Source organism: Hungatella hominis (assembly GCF_014288005.1).
Lineage (GTDB): Bacteria > Bacillota > Clostridia > Lachnospirales > Lachnospiraceae > Hungatella > Hungatella effluvii.
Map to the genome: position 1 here is coordinate 473,279 of NZ_JACOPB010000002.1, position 20,700 is coordinate 493,978.

General features: G+C 50.7%; 15 protein-coding genes. 6 read left to right on the forward strand and 9 right to left on the reverse strand.

What is annotated here, in order from left to right:
* Positions 1-72 precede the first annotated feature (72 nt).
* The gene (gene rfbC / locus H8S75_RS06470; RefSeq protein ID WP_187020146.1) at positions 73-675 is read right to left on the reverse strand and encodes a dTDP-4-dehydrorhamnose 3,5-epimerase; all 603 of its coding nucleotides are present in this window, start codon (positions 673-675) and stop codon (positions 73-75) included.
* Positions 676-920: 245 nt separating this feature from the next.
* On the opposite strand from rfbC, the gene H8S75_RS06475 reads away from it, so the two are divergent.
* Positions 921-1,802 (forward strand): Cof-type HAD-IIB family hydrolase, encoded by an 882-nt coding sequence (locus H8S75_RS06475; protein ID WP_187020148.1) that lies wholly within the window; start codon positions 921-923, stop codon positions 1,800-1,802.
* Between the two features lie 162 nt (positions 1,803-1,964).
* On the opposite strand, the gene H8S75_RS06480 is transcribed toward H8S75_RS06475, so the two are convergent.
* Positions 1,965-2,645 carry a response regulator transcription factor gene (locus H8S75_RS06480; RefSeq protein ID WP_279288643.1) on the reverse strand — a complete coding sequence of 227 codons (681 nt, stop codon included), beginning with the start codon at positions 2,643-2,645 and terminating at the stop codon, positions 1,965-1,967.
* Between the two features lie 676 nt (positions 2,646-3,321).
* Here H8S75_RS06480 and H8S75_RS06485 point away from each other — a divergent pair.
* From H8S75_RS06485 to H8S75_RS06505, 5 genes are all read left to right on the forward strand, one after another.
* A complete protein-coding gene (locus H8S75_RS06485; protein ID WP_187020151.1) occupies positions 3,322-4,797 on the forward strand; it encodes an SWIM zinc finger family protein in 1,476 nt (491 codons plus the stop codon).
* A 17-nt stretch (positions 4,798-4,814) separates the two neighbouring features.
* Positions 4,815-6,728: a hypothetical protein gene (locus H8S75_RS06490; RefSeq protein ID WP_187020153.1), complete on the forward strand. Its 1,914-nt coding sequence runs from the start codon at positions 4,815-4,817 to the stop codon at positions 6,726-6,728.
* Positions 6,729-6,755: 27 nt separating this feature from the next.
* A complete protein-coding gene (locus H8S75_RS06495) occupies positions 6,756-7,865 on the forward strand; it encodes an AAA family ATPase (protein WP_187020618.1) in 1,110 nt (369 codons plus the stop codon).
* Positions 7,866-10,136: a DUF5682 family protein gene (locus H8S75_RS06500; RefSeq protein WP_187020154.1), complete on the forward strand. Its 2,271-nt coding sequence runs from the start codon at positions 7,866-7,868 to the stop codon at positions 10,134-10,136. It abuts the gene before it with no gap.
* Positions 10,137-10,217: 81 nt separating this feature from the next.
* Positions 10,218-11,399, forward strand: coding sequence for a VWA domain-containing protein (locus H8S75_RS06505; RefSeq protein WP_187020156.1), 1,182 nt, complete (start codon positions 10,218-10,220; stop codon positions 11,397-11,399).
* Positions 11,400-11,423: 24 nt separating this feature from the next.
* On the opposite strand, the gene H8S75_RS06510 is transcribed toward H8S75_RS06505, so the two are convergent.
* The 7 genes from H8S75_RS06510 to H8S75_RS06540 form a co-directional block, all read right to left on the reverse strand.
* Positions 11,424-11,714: a hypothetical protein gene (locus H8S75_RS06510; protein ID WP_187020158.1), complete on the reverse strand. Its 291-nt coding sequence runs from the start codon at positions 11,712-11,714 to the stop codon at positions 11,424-11,426.
* A 267-nt stretch (positions 11,715-11,981) separates the two neighbouring features.
* Positions 11,982-13,169, reverse strand: a complete 1,188-nt coding sequence (locus tag H8S75_RS06515) for a winged helix-turn-helix domain-containing protein (protein ID WP_187020160.1) — start codon at positions 13,167-13,169, stop codon at positions 11,982-11,984.
* A 23-nt stretch (positions 13,170-13,192) separates the two neighbouring features.
* Positions 13,193-14,236 carry a M42 family metallopeptidase gene (locus H8S75_RS06520; protein ID WP_187020161.1) on the reverse strand — a complete coding sequence of 348 codons (1,044 nt, stop codon included), beginning with the start codon at positions 14,234-14,236 and terminating at the stop codon, positions 13,193-13,195.
* A 59-nt stretch (positions 14,237-14,295) separates the two neighbouring features.
* Positions 14,296-15,240 (reverse strand): glycosyltransferase family 2 protein, encoded by a 945-nt coding sequence (locus H8S75_RS06525; RefSeq protein WP_002604783.1) that lies wholly within the window; start codon positions 15,238-15,240, stop codon positions 14,296-14,298.
* Positions 15,241-15,258: 18 nt separating this feature from the next.
* Positions 15,259-16,836 carry a DUF6056 family protein gene (locus tag H8S75_RS06530; RefSeq protein WP_187020163.1) on the reverse strand — a complete coding sequence of 526 codons (1,578 nt, stop codon included), beginning with the start codon at positions 16,834-16,836 and terminating at the stop codon, positions 15,259-15,261.
* A 21-nt stretch (positions 16,837-16,857) separates the two neighbouring features.
* Positions 16,858-19,248: a glycosyltransferase family 39 protein gene (locus tag H8S75_RS06535; protein ID WP_187020164.1), complete on the reverse strand. Its 2,391-nt coding sequence runs from the start codon at positions 19,246-19,248 to the stop codon at positions 16,858-16,860.
* Positions 19,249-19,273: 25 nt separating this feature from the next.
* Positions 19,274-20,674, reverse strand: coding sequence for a hypothetical protein (locus H8S75_RS06540; protein WP_187020166.1), 1,401 nt, complete (start codon positions 20,672-20,674; stop codon positions 19,274-19,276).
* Between the last annotated feature and the right edge of the window lie 26 nt (positions 20,675-20,700).

The window sequence follows — 20,700 nt, forward strand, 5'->3', positions numbered from 1 at the left end:
CAAACAATCTACCCTATTCATTATTTTGAAAGAATTTCTAATTCCTGCCACAGCTTGTCTCAGCCATTACATTTATGCATGGACCGCCGCCGCCATTGTTTTCCGGTTCTTTTTCGGTTTCAAAGCGCTTAATTCGCCAAAAGCCGGATGGCGGCTGTCCCGTTCCGAGGTTAGAATCGTCATGTCCTCCGGAATGGGCCACCGGATTCCAATGGTTTCATCATTCCACGGTATGCCGCTCTCATCCTCAGGATAGTAATAATCGGACAGCTTATAAGAAAAAACAGCAGTATCTGAAAGCACCAGAAATCCATGTGCAAAGCCTTCCGGTACATACAGCATGTTCTTCTTTTCTGCGGAAAGTACGGTGCCAAACCACTGTCCATACGTCTTGGACCCTTCTCTGATATCGACCACTGCATCAAACACCTCTCCGCTCACGACACAGACCAGCTTTCCCTGTTGATAGTTTTTTTGAAAATGCATCCCTCTGAGCGTCCCCTTCACAGACATGGATAAGTTGTCCTGCACAAATACCATGTCCAGCCCCGCCTCCCGGAAACTGCCGGCATGGTATGCCTCAAGGTTATATCCTCTCTCATCCGAGAACACCTGAGGCTCCACGAGATAAAGTCCTTCTATGTTCCCGCACTGCTCAAACTTAAAACCGCCCATTCCTTTTCCTCCTGATTTATACATAGCCATGCTTATACTCAGCTAACCTTTTATGTGGCTAACCATTTACTCTGCTAACTGGAGTATACAGGGTGACGTCAGGTCACGGTCAAGCACTATTTAATCTGTTTTTTTCTATGGCTGCGGCCAAAACCAGTTTCTTCATTGACGAATATCTCTTTTTAGTATAAGCTATGGAAAGGAATCTTATTTATCAGCATTTACCAATAAAGGAGCATGTACCAATGAGCATTCGACTGATTGCCTCCGATATGGATGGCACCCTTCTTGACCCATATACAAATATTTCTCAGGCCAACATCGACGCAATTCACCGTCTGTCCGACTATGGCGTGGAATTTTTAATCTGCAGCGGCCGTGACCACCACGACGCAAAAGGAATGATGGACAGCTGCGGTATTACCTGTGGCTATATCTGTTTGAGCGGGGCCGTCATTTATGACCAGACCGGAACACAAATGGCGAATCTTCCACTGAACGAACAGAATTTAAAGGATATCAGCCACATTTTCGGAGAGTTCGGGGCTGCTATGGATGTTCTGACCTCTCATGGCCGCTACTCCACTGCCGATCCGGAGAGAAAAATCCTGGAGCTTTACGACTTTTTAAATGGCCGTGCCCCATTTTCTGGAGAAATTCCTGACGAAATCCGGGCTGCCGCCAAAGAGCGCATGGACACCATGACCTTCGTCCAGGACTTGGGTGAAATTCCCGCAGATGCGGATATCTACAAAATCTGTGGGAACGACTTAGACTGCGATCTGGTAATCCGCATGAAAGAGGCATTTACAAACTACCCGGATTTAGCTGCTGCCTCCTCATTTCCCAATAATATCGAACTGACCAACACTGCCGCCCAGAAGGGCAACGCGTTGAAGACTTACGCTGCGGCAAAGGGAATCTCCCTGGATGACGTCATGGTTCTCGGCGACAGCGACAATGACATCTCCATGTTTACTCCGGAATTCGGCTGGACCGTGGCTATGGACAATTCCATGGACTGTATCCGTGAGCGGGCCAAATATGTAACGAAATCCAATGCTGAAGACGGCGTGGCCTGGGCAATACGGAAGTATGTGTTTGGGGAGGAGGAAGGGAATCTATAGAGAAACTTGAAAATTATTCTCTGCGGCTGTCATTTATGGCGTTAATTCCAGCCTTACCATTCTGTTTCAGCTGTTCGCAGGAGCGTTGGCAGAATTATTTGATAAAAAGACTGCGGTGATATATATCGGACAGGGATTTGGAACGTGTGCGGGCGGACTGTCTCAAGAATATAACCCCAGTTCTTTTATACGGCGCTGAATCTCTCCAGCCATACGAAATGACACGTCACAAAACGCACCGTTTTTCATTCGCACTTTTCTTTCCCCCGGTAAATAAATCTCCATATTTTTAATATTAATAATTGCGGATCGGCTGCAATAGCAAAAAAAACGGTTCAGACGAGTTTTTATTTCTTTTAAAGTTCCTGACAGCCGCCTTACTCCATTCCAGGTGTATATGACAATCGTATGGGAATTATAACCACAGGTAATAAACAGAATATCATCTTGATTCATAAGGATAGAATCCGGACCGTCTTTTATGACCAGCGCTCTGTTTCCTGCCTGTAAATGCCTGTAATAATTGGTATGAGCAGCTTCCAGACAGGAACAGATTTTCTTCTCAAATTGGTCTGGTTCATCCTTCAAGATAAAATCCATAGCCTCTACCTTAAGCTTAAATGTCAACGGCGCCATCTCATCATGAGTTGTAATAAACACAATATATCCCCGTGGATCATGCTTTCGTATTTTTACGGCAAGTTCCAGACCATTCATGTCTGCATTCAAATCAATGTCAATAAAATAAAGTCCCACACACTCTGATTTTTTCAGGAATGCAAGCAAGACTAAGGGATCTTTGCATTTAGATGGACGGAGATACCAACGGCTGCAGTACAGCAACGCGCAGTTGAACGTACAATACGTACTTTTTATACGGATAGTAATTATGCGGCAGCGATTGACAGCGTTACTACCACAGCATATGCGAAGGACTATAAAGACTAGGTTATATGAACAAAAAAATCATAATAAACAATTTGGGATTTATATTCATATTTGCTGCAATGATTATTGGAGAAAGAATTAAGACCCATGCTTCCTGGTTTAATATAGTAAAGTCTCAATTCGGAACATATGTTTTAATTATTTTGATTGCAATAGTTGTTGAGTCTTTAATAATAATTTTTAGAGATTAGTGCAGAGACGAGCCAAACCTTTAATTCCGGTAAAACTCACCATACAACAGTAAATTTAGCCTGGAGTAAGGCGTAAATGAAGTTCCTGCATTATTTCTTATGGATGGTTCGAAGGTTTATCATGCCTCCGGAAGTACAATAGCTGATAACCTGGAGGAACTCTTTATTCAGTACAAGTCTCTTTTAAAAGCAAATAAATCGTAAATCTTAAAATTACACTAAATTCTCTGGAAGCTGCACGAACGCTTCCGGGGAATTTTTTGTTAAAAAACCGCCATATATGTGCTATACTCTTATCATAGCAATCTGATTCGTGAAAATATTATCAGTCAAATTCCCACGCGGGAATAAAAGAATCTACCAATCAGGAGGACCGCATCATGAAGCATCTGACCGAACAACAGATCGCAGCCATGGCGCCGAACGCGAGTGCTGTGGCCAATGCAAAGAAGATTGTAAAGAGCGGCGGATTTACACACCTGGCCCGTTCCGCCGACGACACCTTTTACATGGGAGACTGCAAGGGAAGCGGAAGTTCCGTTTACAGCGTATCCGTCGATTTCATAGATGAAGCAGCGCCTGTCTGCCGCTGCAGCTGTCCCAGCCGTCAGTTTCCCTGTAAACATGGCCTGGCTCTGATGTTTAAGCTTTTGGAAGATGAGCCGTGGGAAACTTGTGAGATTCCGCAGACCATCCTCGACAAACGCGCCAGGAAAGAGGCCCGCGAGGAGAAAAAAGAAGAGAAAGGCCGCACGGACGGTGAGGCAAAGAAGTCCACGAAAGCTTCAAAACCAGCGAGTCTTGCAGCCCGCACAAAGAAACTGAAAAAACAGCTGGACGGCCTCGCCATGGCGGAATCCATGGTAAACGAACTTCTGGATGCCGGACTTTCCACATTAAAAGGCAGTTCCTTAAAGACGTATCAGGATCTGGCAAAGCAGCTGGGTGACTACTATCTGCCCGGCCCGGAGCGCCTGATCCGCACGCTCATTCTGCAAATGCAGGATTTGGAAAAGGCAGGTGTGGAAAACGGCATTCGGGAAAGAGGTATCGCTGAATCCGCCGGAACGCTGGTACGGCTGCGCGCATTGATCCGGAAATCCAGAGCATGGCTGACCGAGAAGCTGGAACAGGGAAATGTGGAAGACGAGAACAGCGTCCTTTACGAGGAACTTGGCGGAATCTGGACCCTTGACCGTTTAAATGAACTGGGCTTAAAGAAGGAGAACGCTCGTCTCCTGCAGCTTTCCTTCCAGGAATCCTGCGACATGGCCCGAAAAGAACTGGTAGACCAGGGCTGGTGGATCGACTTAGACAGCGGAGAGCTATCCGTTACCTGTCATTACCGCCCGCTGAAGGCATTAAAATATGTAAAGGAAGAAGACTCGGTATCCGATATGGTGCGGGTTCCCTGCCTCTCCTACTATCCGGGTACGGGAAACCGCCGGATTCGCTGGGACCGTCAGGAATTCGAACCGATCACCAGTGCCGTTATGAGTGAAGTCCGGGCCCATGCCTGTGCATCCGTCAAAGAAGCGGTTAAGGCTGCCAAAAATGAACTGAAAAATACACTCTCCTCCGGACGGTACGGCTGTCTGCTTTCTTATGCTCTGATTGGTCATAGTGCCGACGAGACCACCTTGGGACTAATGGACCACGACAATACTGCCATCCGGCTGGCGGACCGTCCCGGCGACCAGCCGGGAGTGTTCAGACTTAACCAGCTTCCCGATCCCGGGTTTTTAGAAAATCAGGTACTTTTCGGTGTCTTATGGCACAGCACAGAACTTCATGCCATTTGTCTGCACCCGTATGCGGTCATTACAGATCAGACTGTCGTACGTCTGCTTTATTAATATGGGGAGGAACAATTATGGAACTTCAGGCATTATATGATCTTCAGGAACGGCTGGAAGCCGCGGCGGCGGCAGGCGTCCGGCTTGCCGGAGAAGACTTTCGATTGAAAAGAGCCGTAGACAGCATCGCCCCTCTGGCCGACGCATCACCGGTAATTAAAAAGCTTTATCTGATGGCCGCCCAGACCATCTCCCCGGACTGCAAAGACCGGGCGGGGACCCTGCTCGATACGCTGGCGCTGTCCGAAGCCATTCTCTGCACGCAGGCCGGGTGCGGCGTTCCCGGCACGCTCGTTCCTTTGGAGCTGGCCGTGCGGCCATTCTCCCCCTGCCAGCCCTTCCGTGCAGTAAAACCTCTCTTGGAGGCCCTCACAGGCACAGGAGGCGGGAGATATGCCGTCATTTCAGAAGCGCTTCAAAATACACCGGAGCTTTTTGACGATTACCGTGTACAGGCCGCCATGGTTCCCGCCCTGTCTGACCGCTACAATGAGATTGCGGCTCTGGCGGAGGACTGGCTCTCCCATCAGGGTGAAAGCTTCCTCCCTCTCCTGAAACAGGGCTTTGCAGAGTGCAGTGACGGAGGCCGGGTACGCCGTCTTCGTGTCATCGAGGCGATCTCCGGAGAGAAGGAAAATGATTTCTACATAAGCCTGCTGGATTGGGCAAAAAAGGACTTGAGGGAGGAGGCTGTATCCGCACTCCGTTTCGACAAGAGGAATTCCGGCCTGCTTCTCGACCTTTTGAAGACAGAAAAAGGCAGCAGCCTCGAGGTGGCCCGACAGGTTCTGGTTCATATGGATACCGCAGAGTCAGAACAGTATTTAGAAACACTTCTGGACAGCACTCCCTGGGAGGCCATGAAATATTTAAATTTTTCACGCTCCGACCACCTTTCGGGCCGCCTTGGAGCGTTAGCCCATACCTTCTTTGATGAGCTTGACCTCAGTTCCGAAAATAAGACGAAGGAGCAGAAAGAAAAAAAGGAACAGAAAGAGCATCTGGAGCTTCTCCTCGAGGCCCTGACCGGCAAAGCGGACTCTTCTGTCCTGTCCCTGTATGAACGTGCAGCCGCAGCCGATTGGAATAAGAAGAGCTATTATGGAAGATTCCCGGAGCTTTTATCGAAATCCATCGCCCGCGGCCTCGATGAGCGGCTCATAACCTGTGCCCGCGCGCTGGCCGAAACACACGGAAAAGCCTGGTATCCCGCTTCGCTGACAGCAGATCTGCTGACCATGCCAGCAAAAACAGTTTACGACCAGTATCGGGAACGTTTCCCTAAGACCAGTATTCTTGGCATCGGGAAAGAGGAGAAAAGCCGTGCCACCACTGCTCTGATGGCAGTGTTCGGTCAGATCAATTACGTGGAACGCTCCGGGCGCCACGAGTATTTCATTCCCCTGAGAGAAGGCGGCGGACGGCAGCGACTTATAAAGCTTCAGCGGCCGCTGAAAGAAAACTTAGATCCCCGATGGTTTGAATTCTTTACCGGCAGTATGGTTCCAGTCCGGGAAGGCATAAGCTGCGTTGCCGAAAATGGAACGCCGCAAAAGCTGGACAGCGATCATCTGCTTGCCAAGATGGCCGCTCCCGAGGTTCGGCCTCTTCTGGGAAGTCATCTCTATAAAAAGGCTCTTATTGTGTCCGATAACCGTTTCCTCTACAATCTGCTTCTCCAGTGTGGCTGGACCGACTTTAAAGGACTGGTGGCCCGTTACGTTGAAAAAAATGGGGATTCGGGCATCAACTTCTGGCGTATCAGACAGATGATCGACCTGCTTCCCATGACGGAAGAAGAAAAACAGCAGGAATTTCGGGAAATCGACAATTTTATATGCACGTATCCCATGAAGAGCCCCATACGTAAAAACTGGGATTCCAGCAGCATGATGAGAAAAATGATTGATGAGGCAGCTGGGCTTGTATAGCAGTACCAAACTGCCGGGAGGTAAATGATGGTAACAGAAAAGAACAGACAAGACAACGACAATGTACAGCGTATGCCCGCCGAGGAAATGTATCAGAGAGAGATCGACGCCCTGATCGCATCGGAAAAGGATCCGGTGCCGTCCGGATGGCGTATGAGCCCCCGCTCCGTGCTCACCTACATCACAGGTGGCCGGGCCGGCGGAATAGAAATCACACCGAAATATATTGGAAATAGACGCCTGGTGGAAATCGCCATCGCCACGCTTGTCACCGACCGCGCCCTGCTTTTAATCGGCGAACCGGGAACGGCCAAATCATGGCTGTCGGAACATTTAACGGCCGCCATTAACGGAGATTCTACGAAGGTAGTACAGGGAACTGCAGGCACCACGGAGGAACACATACGGTATTCCTGGAACTACGCCATGCTGATCGCCCAGGGGCCCTCCGACGAGGCGCTGATCAAAAGTCCGGTCTACCGCGCCATGGAAACCGGAAGTATCGCCAGAATTGAGGAGATTTCCCGCTGCGCCTCCGAGGTTTCTGATGCGCTGATCTCCATTTTGTCCGAAAAACGGATTTCGGTACCGGAGCTGGCCTACGAGCTGCCGGCAAAAAAAGGCTTCTCCATTATCGCAACGGCCAACACCCGCGATAAAGGTGTCAACGAGATGTCTGCCGCCCTGAAACGGCGTTTCAACATCGTGGTCCTTCCGACGCCCTCAGACTTAACCTCTGAAATGGAAATCGTAAAAACCAGGGTGGATCAGATGGCGGCCAATCTGGAATTAAACGCCAGACTCCCGGAAGCAGACGTGGTGGAAAAGGTCTGCACCATTTTCCGTGAACTGCGGAGCGGGATGACGCTGGATGGAAAACAGAAACTAAAGCCGGCCTCCGGAGTACTCTCCACGGCTGAGGCCATCTCCCTTCTTGCCGGCAGCATGGCTCTGGCGGGAAGCTTCGGAAACGGAACGATTACCGACTACGATCTGGCGGCCGCTCTGCAGGGCGCCATCGTAAAGGACGAGGACAAGGACAGCATGGTCTTTAAGGAGTATCTGGAAAACATCATGAAAAAACGCGGCAGCCAGTGGCTTGGCCTTTACAAAGAGTGTAAGGAGTTGAACAAATAGATGGAGCATCCGGTTTGTTTTGGAATCCGTCATCTTTCGCCCGCCGGCGCATACCATTTGAGACGGCTCCTGGACGAAAGGGAACCGGAACTGATATTAGTGGAGGGCCCCTCCGATTTTACCGCTCTCCTTGGCGACATTGCAGGGGCCAAGACGAGACCGCCGATCGCGGTCATGGCCTACACAAAAGAGTCGCCTATCCGCACGATCCTGTACCCGTTTGCAGAATATTCACCGGAGTATCAGGCGGTGCTCTGGGCGAAGGACCATGGCGTCCCCTGCCGTTTCATCGATCTGCCTTCAGGCGTATTTCTGGGCATTCAGAGACCGGTGACGGAGACCACTCTTTCCGATGATTCAGAGAATCAGGGCTATGGCGACGTATACCGGCTGCTGGATTCCCAGTGCGGAGAAGGCGGTCATGAGGCATTCTGGGAATATACCATGGAGCACAGCCAGACTCCGGAGGAATATATGGCCGGGGCGGCGGTATTCGGTGAAGAGCTGCGCAGCCTGACCGCGGGAAATGACAGCGACTGGCCCGAAATCCTCGTCCGCGAGGCTTACATGCGCCGCCAGATTGCCCGGGCTGCCGCAGAAGGCTTCGCGCCGGAACGCACGGTGGTGGTCACCGGAGCGTACCATACGGCAGGCCTTTTAAGCGACGCCCCTGCCATGACCGACAAAGAGCGGGGAGAGCTTCCGGCCGTGGAGTGCAGCGTGACGCTGATGCCCTACTCCTATTACCGCCTCTCCTCCCGATCCGGATACGGCGCCGGTAACAAGGCCCCCTTCTATTACGGAATGGTCTGGCGCTCTTTCCTGGAACAGGACCGGGAGCTGGCGCTCTATACGTACCTGACCTCCATTTCCACCTACCAGAGAGAGCATGGCTTCATGGTCTCGTCCGCTGAAGTCATCGAAGCGGTCGAACTTTCCAAATCTCTGGCCGCTTTAGGCGGACACAGTCTGCCTGCCCTCTGTGATCTGCGCGACGCTGCCGTAACCTGCATGGGGCATGGACATTTTTCTGAAATCGCCCTCGCCGCCGCAGCCACGGAGATCGGGACTGTGACAGGCTCCCTTCCTCAGGGGGTGAGCCGCACCAGCCTTCAGGATGATTTTTACCGGAATCTGCGGGATTTAAAGCTGGAGAAATACCGGTCCGAGGTGGCGGAAAGCATATCCCTGGACCTTCGCGAAAATCTAAATGTAAAATCCGAAGCGGCCGCATTCCGCGACTTGAACCGTTCTTTTTTTCTGCACCGTTTAAGGGTGTTAAATGTCGGCTTCGGTACGCTGCAGCCGCTCAGGCAGGAGGACGCCACATGGGCGGAGGCCTGGACACTAAAATGGACGCCGGAGGTCGAGATCGAGCTGGTTGAAGCCACGCTGAAGGGGGACACGGTCACAGGGGCCGCCTCCTTTTCCATGAGAGAGCGGGCCAGGGAAGCCACGGAAATCAGCGCCGCTGCAAAGCTTCTGGAGGAATCTTACCTCTGCGGCATGCCGGAGATGGTCGCTTATATCACGGATATTCTGCAGCACCTGGCCGCGGACTCTTCTGCTCTGACCGATCTTGCGGCTTCGGCGGAAAGCATCTCCGTGGTCATGCGTTTTGGAGATATCCGGCGGCTCGATTCATCCCCGCTGGTTCCCGTTCTGGAACAGATTTTCCTGCGCGCCTGCCTGCTGCTGGTCTCTGCCTGTTTCTGCGACGATCCCGCCGCGGAACAGATTGTAAGAAGTGTGGATCGGTTAAATTCTGTCTGCCTTCACCACGATTTTCTGGATGAGGAGCGTTTCGTCCGCCTCATGGAGGAGATCGCCTCGCGGGATGATTTAAACACCAGAATCTCCGGTTTCTGCACGGCTGTTCTTCTGGAACGCGGCCGCATGCAGGATGAGGAGCTGGGTCGGGAAGTCCAGAGACGGCTTTCAAAGGGAATTCCGGCCGAACTGGGGGCCGGATGGTTTGCAGGGCTGTCGAAAAAGAATCGATACGCCCTTATCGCCCGGCTCAGCCTGTGGAAGGAACTAAGCAGCTACTTAGATACTCTGGATGAGGAAGAGTTTAAACGGGCGCTACTTTTTCTCCGGCGGGCATTTTCTGATTTTACTCCAGGCGAAAAAGCCGATGTGGCAGAGAATCTGGGGGAAATCTGGCAGGTGAACAAGGATCAGGTCTCCGAAACCGTGACCCGCGCCTTAAAGACGGAAGAACTGGAAATGATAGATTCGCTGGATGATTTTGACTTTGACGGAATATGACCGGCTTTTTCGGCCAGGAAGATGAGCCGTCTGAACAGGAGTTTCCGAGAGTGCTCAAAAGTTACATGGGAGGTGACATATATGGAACTGGAAGATAGAATCAAAAGGTGGCGGTTAATTCTGGGTGAAGAGAGTGAGGCCGGATTTTCTGCTATGGGCGACACCTCCTTAAGCGGGGAACAGGATTTGATGGATCAGGCGCTTGCCGCCATCTATGACAATACCTCCTCCGGCGGAGGCTTCGGCGCCCGCGGCGCAGGCAAAGGCCCTTCGGCCCCCGTTGTCTCCAAATGGCTGGGCGATGTGAGATCGCTTTTCGACAAGGAACTGGTATCGATCATCCAGGCAGATGCCATGGAACGCTGCGGCTTAAAACAGCTGATGTTCGAGCCGGAGCTCCTGGAAAAGCTGGAACCGGACTTAAATCTGGCTTCCATGATGCTGACCCTGAAGGATCAGATACCAAAACGCTCCAAGGAGCAGGTCCGTTCCTTTATTGAACGGATCGTGGAAGAGATTAACCGCCTGCTGGCAGACGATATCCGCAGAGCCGTTACCGCCGCGGTTGACCGGAGGCGCCACAGCCCGATCCCATCAGCCGCTGCCCTCGACTATAAGGAAACAATCCGCCGGAATTTGAAGAACTATAATCCCGATTTGAAGAAGCTGGTCCCGGAACGCTTTTACTTTTATGACAGGACATCCAAAAATATGTCCAACCGCTACACAGTGATCCTGGATGTGGACCAGAGCGGCTCCATGGGAGAATCGGTGATCTACTCCTCCGTGATCAGCTGCATTCTGGCCAGTCTCCGGTCCTTAAAAACGCATATCATAGCCTTCGACACGAATGTGGTGGACTTAACAGAAAAATGCGATGATCCGGTGGATCTTCTGTTTGGCTTCCAGCTAGGCGGAGGCACCGACATCGAGAAATCGGTGGCCTACTGCCAACTGTTGATTGATACCCCAAAGAAAACCCTGTTCTTCCTTATCAGCGATTTGATGGAAGGCGGAAGCCGCGCCGGCCTTCTGCGCCGTTTGGGCGAAATGAAGGATTCCGGGGTGTCAGTCATCTGCCTTCTCGCCATTGCTGACGGCGGCCGTCCCTACTACGACGAACAGATCGCCGGCCGGATTGCCTCCATGGGAATCCCCTGCTTTGCGTGCAATCCTCAGAAGGTTCCACAGCTATTGGAACGGGCTCTGAAGGGGCAGGATCTCAACGTATTTCAGAAAGACCTGGAGCGGGCCGGCAAATAGCCGGCCCCGCACCAGGAACACACTCTAAAGCTCTTTTATGATCTTCACATCTGACTTTATTGTATGAAGGACCGCTTCCATGTTAATGAAATGATCCATCTTTTTTGATATGTCCGAAAAATTTGATACCATGGCCGCAATGCTGTCCGCAATATTATCATCCTGAATAATCTCTATCCGTCTGAGCTGCTTTCCTATGTATTCCAAATCCCCCATCATCTGGTCCTGCCTCTTTGCCAATCCTCTCATCTCATCATAAAGATAATTTAACTTTTCATCTGTCTCCAGATTGGTAAAACATACTTTCTCAGTCATTTTGAGGAGCTCCTTTCGCACAAAACGTTTGATAAAAACGCCGTTATTGGATATTTTTCCTATAATGGCACTTATGTTTATCAACGTGCGTAAAAATTAACAGGAATTTCCGGAAAATTCCAAAAAAATACAGATCTGGCGGAATCAGATCTGATGAAAAAAAGCACCTATAAGAAAATACGCTTCTCATAAGTGCCATTATAGGAACCATTGATATTTATTCATAAATATAATTATACTATAGATGATTCTGAATCGCAAATATATTTACGGCGGCGGAAAGGTAAAACCGCTAACTTCTCCCCGGTTAAATTCAGCCAGCCGCTCCACTGCACCGTTAAGCGCCCTCTGCATCTCTGCCGTCTTCCTGACTCCCGGCTCATACCAGATATTTTTCACATTCAGCTGCTTTTCCTTCCGGTCGTATGGTGCTTCGATACGTCCGATCAGGCGGTCGCCGTAGAGAATCGGGAGCACGTAATGGCCGTATTTCCGTTTCTCCACTGGAGTATAAATCTCCCATTTATAATCGAAGTCAAAGATCATGCGAATCAAATTCCGATCCCACAGCAGGTTATCGAGCGGCGCCAGAAACTCGCACCTTTTCTTCCAGTTCTTCCCTGCTCCGCACGCATCCGCCAGTTCCAGATCCTCGCTAGCCATATAAAAAGTTTCAGGGATTCCTTCTATCGAAACGGGAACGATGGCATGCTCTTTCAGCAGGCTTTCGAAAATAGTCCGGCGGCCGGCAGCGTTTAAGTTTGTAATATTCAGCCATGCATCTGACGGGCGGTTCCATAAGAAACCGACGGAACGGATTCTCCGCAGAATGCGCCATTTCTGGTGTTCCTGTTCATTCGGCAGCGGATCCTTCCGGTTTCTAATTTCCTCCGGGACACAGCGGCTGATCAAGTCGTAATATTTTACCGTACCCTTTTTGTGATGAACAGCCAGATCACCGGTAAAATACAGATGTTCCAGCGCCGCCCGGGAAAGCTTCGTATCGCTCCAGTACCAGTGCACCTTCCCCGGCATATCCAAGTCGGCGGAACAGACCGCTCCCCGCTCCGCAATGATCCCTTTCACCTGCTCACTCACCGTCTCGATATCGGCATGGCTCCGTTCCCACTGCCGGTGCTGGTCGCGGTAGCATTCAAAATAGGGCCAGTCCTCCGTGGCAAAGATGGAGAGGTTTTTATCGAAGTAATCAATCAGCACCCGGTCCTGGTACAGAAGCTCATAAAGCATCTGCTTCGTAAATCCCTTTACCCGGGACAACAGGACCAGTTCCGGACTCCTTCCGCATACGTTTACCGGATCGAATTGTATACATCCCTCCTGTTTTACAAACTCCAGGACTCCCCGTTTTCCTTCAAACCGGTATCCGCCCAAAAGGCCATGTCTCCGCAGCAAAAAACGCCGCGCCTGCTCCCTGGTTAATGTAACCATCTTCATTCTGACCTCCCCATCTGCACGTCCTAGTTCAGTCCAAGATACCCTTCAATCAGCCGAAGTGTCTGCTCCAGCCCTTCCACATGAGTCCGCTCCGTTCCATGCGACGCATGAACACCCTGTCCGATCAGCGCGCCGCGGATATTGTGACCGCCGCGCAGAGCCGCTCCCACGTCAGAGCCATAATGCGGGAAAATGTCCACGGCATACCCGATCTCCCGCTCCTTTGCGATCTCGATCAGACGGCTTGTCATCTTGTAATCGTATGGCCCGGAAGAATCCAGTGCGCAGATGGATACCCGGTATTCATCCCCAGCCAGATCATCACCCAGCGCTCCCATATCAACTGCGATAAATTCCTCGATATCTTCCGGAATCCAGCTTGCGCCGAAACCGACTTCCTCATAATTGCTGATTACGATCTTAAGTGTGCGCTCCGGCTTCACACCGGATTCCCCCAGCTCCTTCAATACCCCCATCAGCACAGCCACGGAGGCCTTATCATCGAGATGGCGTGACTTGATAAACCCGTTTTCCGTATAGACAAACATCGGATCAAAGCTGATATAATCACCGGCGGAGATATCCAGCGCTTTGACATCGTCTTCACTCTTCACTCTCTCATCCAGGCGAACTTCCATATTCTTCGGTTTTCGCTCCAGGGTTTTGGCATCATCATACGTATGAACCGACGGTTCCTTTGTGAGAATCGTACCGGTATATACCTTTCCGGTTCTGGTATGCACCTTACAGTACATTCCTTCAATACTCTCCATCATAAAGCCGCCCACCGGAACGATGCGCAGCATTCCCTCGGAGCTGATGGAACGGACCATAGCCCCCAGCGTGTCCACATGGGCGGAAAGCCCCAGAACCGCATCCGTATTCCCGGGAACCTCAATGATGAGACCGCCTTTCCTGCTGTAATGGGACAGGAACCCAAAACCGGCCGCCTCCTTCTCCACCAAAGCCATCACTTCATCCGTAAATCCACTGGGACTCGGCGTATTGACCAGTTTTTCCAGAAACGCCACTACATAGTTCATCGTATCCACTTTTTTACATGTCATCTTGACTTTCCCCGCTTTTCTCTATTTTCGCAGAACTGCTCAAACACTTATATCTATTCTTATTCCTTCTCGTCCGGGAAATTCTTCGTCTCACCCACAATATAGATCGGCCTGTCCTTCAATTCTGCAAACAGAATCGCAATGTAATTCCCGATGATCCCGACAATAAGGAAGAGAATCGCAAACATGAAGCAGATCAGCACAATGGTTGTCGCGTAGCCGCTGGGTGTTCCAACTTCCGCCCAGCTCCAGATCGTGTAGATCATCATAATAATTCCCAGGACTCCCGCAAATCCGCCGGCGTAAATGCCCAGCTTCAGCGGCAGATTGGAAAAGCACATGATCGTATTCATGGAAAATGTTATCAGCTTCTTGATGCTGTACTTGCTTTCCCCGGCCACGCGGTTTCTGGCCTCGTATTCAATGGTTGTCCGTCTGAATCCGATATTCTGCACATAGCCGCGAAGAAAACGAACCTTTTCACGGTAATTTGTCTTAAGCACCTTTGCCGCCTTCTTCGATACAGCAAAGAAATCGGAGGCGTTCGGTTCAAATTTCACATCGGAGAGAATATTAATCAGCCGGTAAAACGCCGCTCCGGCAAAGTTCTTAAACCAGCCGGCAGACTCATTTTTCGTACGGACCATATTGATGACATCGTACCCCTCGTCCAGCTTTGCAATGATTCCAGGCAGGCATTCCGGCGGATGCTGAAGGTCCGCGTCCATACAGACGATTCCGTCCCCGCTGCTGTAGTCCATGCCCGCAATCATAGCGGCCTCGTGGCCGAAATTGCGGGAAAAATCCACCACCTTCACCTTCTCATCCCCAGCCGCCAGTTCCTTCAGAATTTCAATGCTGCCATCCTGGCTTCCGTCATTGACGAAAATAAGTTCATAATCCCAGCTTAAGCTTTTCAGTACCTTCGACGTCTCCGCGTAAAACTGGCGCAGCGCCAGTTCCTCATTATAGCAGGATACGACGACCGATAATTTTTTCTCCACAATTTATACTCCTTTAAGTCAGTGTGTTTGCTGCCATGCACTCAAATCAGTGATTGGCTCATACTCCAGTTCCACTTCGGACGGCAAATCGTAATACTCGTCCATCCAGTATATCATATACTTAAAATTCTCATCGTAAACCATCTCACAGCTGCACAGACGGTCGGGATTCTCATAAAGAGTTAATTTCTTTATCTCCTCTCCCCCGCGGATTCGTGCCGCAGCATCCCGGATGACACCGTCATTGTACATGAGCACTTCATAGTTGATGCTGTACCCCCGGTAAATATTCTTAAGGTTGGGAATGCTGACAGCCGCCACGAAGGCGAGCCCGGCCAGCCCCCATACCACGCTCTTCCGTTCCAGCAGGATCAGGCAGAATAAGTACCCGAACAGTGTATAGGACAGATAGATAAACGGAAGAAGCACCCTCTGGGGAAGTTCCGGCACCACCACAAGGCAGGCCAGTGTCAGAATCGCCGCCAGGAATATCATTCCCATCAAAATCTGGTCTCTGTCATATAAAATACGGATCACCTGTACCGCAGTCACGATCAGATAGAGAAACAGAACCCATATCATCGCCTGAGAATGGCCGCCAGCCCCCAGGACATGGCGGTTCAGCTTCAGGAACAGGTACACAGTGATGGCCGCGGAAAATGCCAGATAAACGATATTTAAAACAGGAAGCTTCATCTTCTTCCAGATCATATAGGCTCCAAGCCCCATTAGAGCCATCAGGAGCACTGCCAGGTAATTCTGATTATCGGAAGAAAAAAACAGGTTCATCAAATTTCTTAGGTTGGTCATTACCTTCTGGATAAACGGCAGATTGGAAAACTCACTGTTGTTGTCCATACGCATCTTTACCGCCGGTGAGGTCAGAATCGGAAGCGCCCCGGCCACAGCCGCTGCCAGCGTTCCGAAATCGTAAGCGCGGACGCGGTATTTTTTCAAAGTCTTCCAGGCGATCACCATGCAGATATATCCGATCACGGCCACCAGCCACTCTTCCTGAGAAAATGCTGCGAAGAATGCCAGCACGATGCAGACTGCCTTTTTCCAGGTCTCCGGTTCTTCCCCAATTGTCTCATAGTAAAGAACCGCCAGTACCAGAAATGTAACCGTAGGTACAACATACAGAAAGCTGGCCGCATACCAGTACGTTCCCAGACGCTGAATCAGAATTCCGATGGTTCCATAGAGCAGGCAGATAAAAGCAGCCAGAAACACAGGGCGCCATCCCGCAGGCTTTATATGGCGCATTACCACGTAATGGACCAGAATCAGAATCGTCAGAACACTGGTCGCCATAAAGGCCTGGACCGCAGCCAGTCCGCCTATCATATTTAAAAAACTGAACAGGAATAAATAGAACAGCCTTCCATTCGAATAGAAGTAGTGTTTCCCCATAAAGGAAAGCAGCAGGGATAACGTATAATTGGAACCAATCACATCCGGCACCGTGTTTCCATAGCTGAGCGATAAATATCCGAAGTCGTCATAATACACGAATACCTTGCCAAACTGCATGATCAGAAACACGTAAAACGCCAGAAATACCAGCCCGATTCCTATTTTAACTTCTTTCTTCATTTCCTACTCCAACCTTTCCGCCTATTCCACATTCTTCTTTATATAACATTTGTCAAATTCTGTCAATGCTGCCCGGCTGGTTTCCGTATATTCTCCGTCGATATCCACCCGCGCCAGCATGTTTCCCTCCTCATAACAGACAGGAATCAGCTTGCCATATTCAATGAGCGTGCGAACGAGGCTGTAACACCGTTGTTCCTCTTCCATATATCCGGCCTCTGTATAGACGTAATCCGTCTTCGCATAGTCCATAAATTCCACGAAATTATCCATGGTTTTCACCAGAACCACATTTCCCCAGGAACCGGTGATATCATCGTACGACTGGGCATTGCAGGGGAATCCCAGCACTCCGGGATGGTCTCCCACCGCAATCAGACGGTTTTCGGGGTCTTCCGCAAGAATATCCCAGATCTGCCCGTTTCCTTTTTCCACCATTTCCTGGTGCTTCGCCTCCTGGTGGTCGTAGTACCCGTGATGATTCCAGGAAACCGGCGAAAATCCTACGACCCAGCTCCAGTTTGTCAGGGAGGACACCACCGCACAGAAACACATGACAGGAACCAGTATACCGCATAGCCCCTTTCTCACCGCCTTATCGGAGATACGGACCACAAGCCGCATCACGTAAAGCGCAGCCAGGACATACAGCAGCATAAAGTAATTTCCGTCCACCTGGACCAGCATATAGAGACTGACTACGCAGACGATCAAAAAGGGGATAAACACTACGTTCAGCCAGGACGAAAGCAGCCTTTCACTATCATTTTCCACATTTTTTCTGTAAAACAAACTGAATATCCACAAAAGAAGCAGGATAAACAGCAGAAATCCACCCCAGGCCAGAATCACATGGTCCATATCCACGCCCAGCGGCCGAAGCAGGAAGCCGAAGGCCCGCTCGATAAAATTCACAAGCTGTTCGCCAAGAGGCAGCTCCGCCCCGCTGTTAGGAATTTTATTGACATTGAAGGGATACTTCATCTCCAGCCCAAGCTTCGTAAGAATGGAGGAGAACACCGAGGTCACCGGAAGCCCTGTGATGATTACCGTTCTAGCCCAGATTCCGGCGAGTGCCAGAATCGACAGCAGAAAAAGCCCCAGAGCGCCGCCTTGTCCAGCATTCCCTTTCCCACCGGCCTGTCCAGCCTTTCTTTTCCTGCCCCACAACGGAAGCAGGCGTTTCCACAACAGAAACAGCACGCTCATACCGAGAATAGCGGTAGAAAATACGAGAGCCGTCGGCTTCAGTGTCCACGTCAGAAAGAAGGCGGCAAATCCATATACCAGATATCTCCACTCCCTTCTGCCCTCCTTCAAATACTTGAGAAGATAACAGATCATGATTTCCTGGAAGAGAAGCGTGGCAATATCCGTCTTTGTAGTGATGGCCATATTCATGATACCCGGCACACCGGCTAAAAGAGCCGCAAATACGGTCGAGTGGCCTTTTCCCATATAGAAACGGGCAATCTGGTACGCCATAAATATGACGCCCGCCGTCAGCCACAGATTAAAAGCAAGAAGGAAGCTGTATGAGGGCAGATTTGCGAGGGGAAGCGTCATCACTTCCCAGCCCTTGGAATAGGTGTAGACGATTCCGATGGTCCCCATATTTTCGTAAATTCCGTTTCCATTGTCCAGCACGTACCGGGAGCGGACGCCGTACCAGAGGCTGTCAAAATCCAGGGCGGTATTCATGCGCCCGGCCTGTATACAGAACATGGTCACGATAAACGCAAAGCAGAGCGCCATGAGCCAAATTCCGCTCTCACTCTCCCTCCCGGCCCTCCGGCTATATCCCCAGCTATTTTTCCAGTTATTTCCCCGTCCATTTCCAGCCGGTTCTTCCACATTTTTCTTACCGCACCGCGCACACCGCCAGAACACCAGAAGAATTCCGCTGGCTGCCACAAATACCTGCAGATACCCGATGGCGCCGATTCCCACGGCCGACATCAGGCAGAAGACCAGGATCACAAGAAGAGAGCCGCACAGGAAATGTACCGCTGCGCCGTCGGACGCCTTAAGCCTCAGGACCCTTCTGCAAAAAAATTCTCCCAATACAGTCAAGTAGGCCAGATAGACGCCTGCCGTCACCACCGGGAGAAATACCATATGCCCCCAGAAAAAGACGGACAGAACTGCCACGGTCCCGACCGCCTTTAAAATCCGGCTTCTTATGAGTCCATACAGGACAGTAAAAACGCAGAAGAGCGCAGTTACTTCTGCCATCATATCGTAATATTCTTTCTGCTGCCTGTGCCATGACAGGATTCCCTTTACGAACAACTGGTCCGCGGAATACGCGATCGCCCACAGGGCGCACACCCACAGAAGTAAAACCAGCCCTATGCTCTGCAGAAAGCAGCCGCCCCGCCTCCCGCGGGGAGATTTATGAGTCCGTTCCATCAGTTTCTCCACCTCAGTTACAAATTTATTTATTTGGCCTAAAGACACCCCACCCGTTGTCTTTTAAGATCGTCAGCGCCTCCCTGACCTGCGCCCCGCTTTCCGGGCGGGTCGTCCGGTATTCAAACCCGGCCCTCAGTTCATCATCCGTCATCTCTTCGAAGTTCAGCGCCATCTGCGCCCGTATCTCAAAGGTTCCTTTCCGATCTGGAGCCTTTTTCAGTTCATGGTATGTCGTATACGCATTACCGGCCAGAAACAGCAGGCAGAAAGAAACAACCGCTGCAGAGAACAGCCGGTATTTTCCGCGCACCATTTTTTTCATCACCATTTCGTTCCGGCACAGCGCAAAAGTCAGTATAATTCCAAATATCCCCGCCTGAAACTGCAGGGCGTATCTCGAACTGGCGCCATAGTCATCAACCAGAAAAATCCACCGTGACAGGAGAATCAGCACATGGTTGAGCCCTCCCGATACAATCAGTATGAGTGGCACCATTGACTTTTCATACAGCCGGTACCGGAAATTTAAATACAGCGCGTATAAGTAAGCTGCTATCACAAGGAATCCCAGAATCGCAAACGGGAGGATATTCCCCTTAAATGCGGCAATTGCCTCCTCGATTCCAACGACCATGGAGGAAAAGGAGATCAGGATAAACCGGACAAAAAAGCCCGGAGTCTGCGCAAGCTGTGTGAACAGCCCCACCTCGGCCGCCGCGGCATGATCCTCCACCGTAAGCGAATTACTCCACATATAAAGGAGCAGAGCCGCCAGTGTACACAGAGCATAGAGAAGATACGTTTTCTCAAGCCGCTTCGTTTTCCGGTAATCCAGAATCGCCATGAAGCCATATGCCATCATGACCACCACAGAATAGACAGCGCAGTACGGACCGGCCGTCAGGATGGTTATGGCAAACGGAAGGATCACGAGAAGCTTTCTGTCTCCCGGCTTCTCGTCCCCGGTCCACAGCCTGTCCATAACGAGATAGTGGTAATAGAATCCGGCGAAGGCCAGGAAATGGGCCCAGCCGCTTCCATTGATCAGCATCTCCCATTTATTCAGGCTGAACATCAGCGCCATCAGGATAGTAAACCAGACGGCCCCCACCTTCCTTAACAGGCAGTATTTTCCCAGGACAAATCCGGAAAGTCCCAGCGCAAGAACGCCGAGCACCCGGTCAAACATGGTGTTGAATCCGAAAAACGCCACATTGATGATGCGGGACAGATAATTTACCGGAATTCTGGTGAGAACATCCGGCACAAAGAATTTGGCCGGGTTCCACACATCCGGAAGATAACTGTTCACCAGTCTGATATAATCGGAATAGATCACATCGGAAGCCGCAATATGGATATACCACATGCCGAACAGGATTCCGGCCAGGGGAAGGATGGATAAATAGTATCTGCGTTTCATAAAGTTCCTTTCCAGGTAATTCATTC

Excerpts from the sequence above, each read along its gene's own strand:
- rfbC (WP_187020146.1), bottom strand. The coding sequence starts at position 675 with ATGGGCGGTTTTAAGTTTGAGCAGTGCGGGAACATAGAAGGACTTTAT.
- H8S75_RS06475 (WP_187020148.1), top strand. The coding sequence starts at position 921 with ATGAGCATTCGACTGATTGCCTCCGATATGGATGGCACCCTTCTTGAC.
- H8S75_RS06485 (WP_187020151.1), top strand. The coding sequence starts at position 3,322 with ATGAAGCATCTGACCGAACAACAGATCGCAGCCATGGCGCCGAACGCG.
- H8S75_RS06490 (WP_187020153.1), top strand. The coding sequence starts at position 4,815 with ATGGAACTTCAGGCATTATATGATCTTCAGGAACGGCTGGAAGCCGCG.
- H8S75_RS06495 (WP_187020618.1), top strand. The coding sequence starts at position 6,756 with ATGGTAACAGAAAAGAACAGACAAGACAACGACAATGTACAGCGTATG.
- H8S75_RS06500 (WP_187020154.1), top strand. The coding sequence starts at position 7,866 with ATGGAGCATCCGGTTTGTTTTGGAATCCGTCATCTTTCGCCCGCCGGC.
- H8S75_RS06505 (WP_187020156.1), top strand. The coding sequence starts at position 10,218 with ATGGAACTGGAAGATAGAATCAAAAGGTGGCGGTTAATTCTGGGTGAA.
- H8S75_RS06510 (WP_187020158.1), bottom strand. The coding sequence starts at position 11,714 with ATGACTGAGAAAGTATGTTTTACCAATCTGGAGACAGATGAAAAGTTA.
- H8S75_RS06515 (WP_187020160.1), bottom strand. The coding sequence starts at position 13,169 with ATGAAGATGGTTACATTAACCAGGGAGCAGGCGCGGCGTTTTTTGCTG.
- H8S75_RS06520 (WP_187020161.1), bottom strand. The coding sequence starts at position 14,236 with ATGACATGTAAAAAAGTGGATACGATGAACTATGTAGTGGCGTTTCTG.
- H8S75_RS06530 (WP_187020163.1), bottom strand. The coding sequence starts at position 16,836 with ATGAAGAAAGAAGTTAAAATAGGAATCGGGCTGGTATTTCTGGCGTTT.
- H8S75_RS06535 (WP_187020164.1), bottom strand. The coding sequence starts at position 19,248 with ATGGAACGGACTCATAAATCTCCCCGCGGGAGGCGGGGCGGCTGCTTT.
- H8S75_RS06540 (WP_187020166.1), bottom strand. The coding sequence starts at position 20,674 with ATGAAACGCAGATACTATTTATCCATCCTTCCCCTGGCCGGAATCCTG.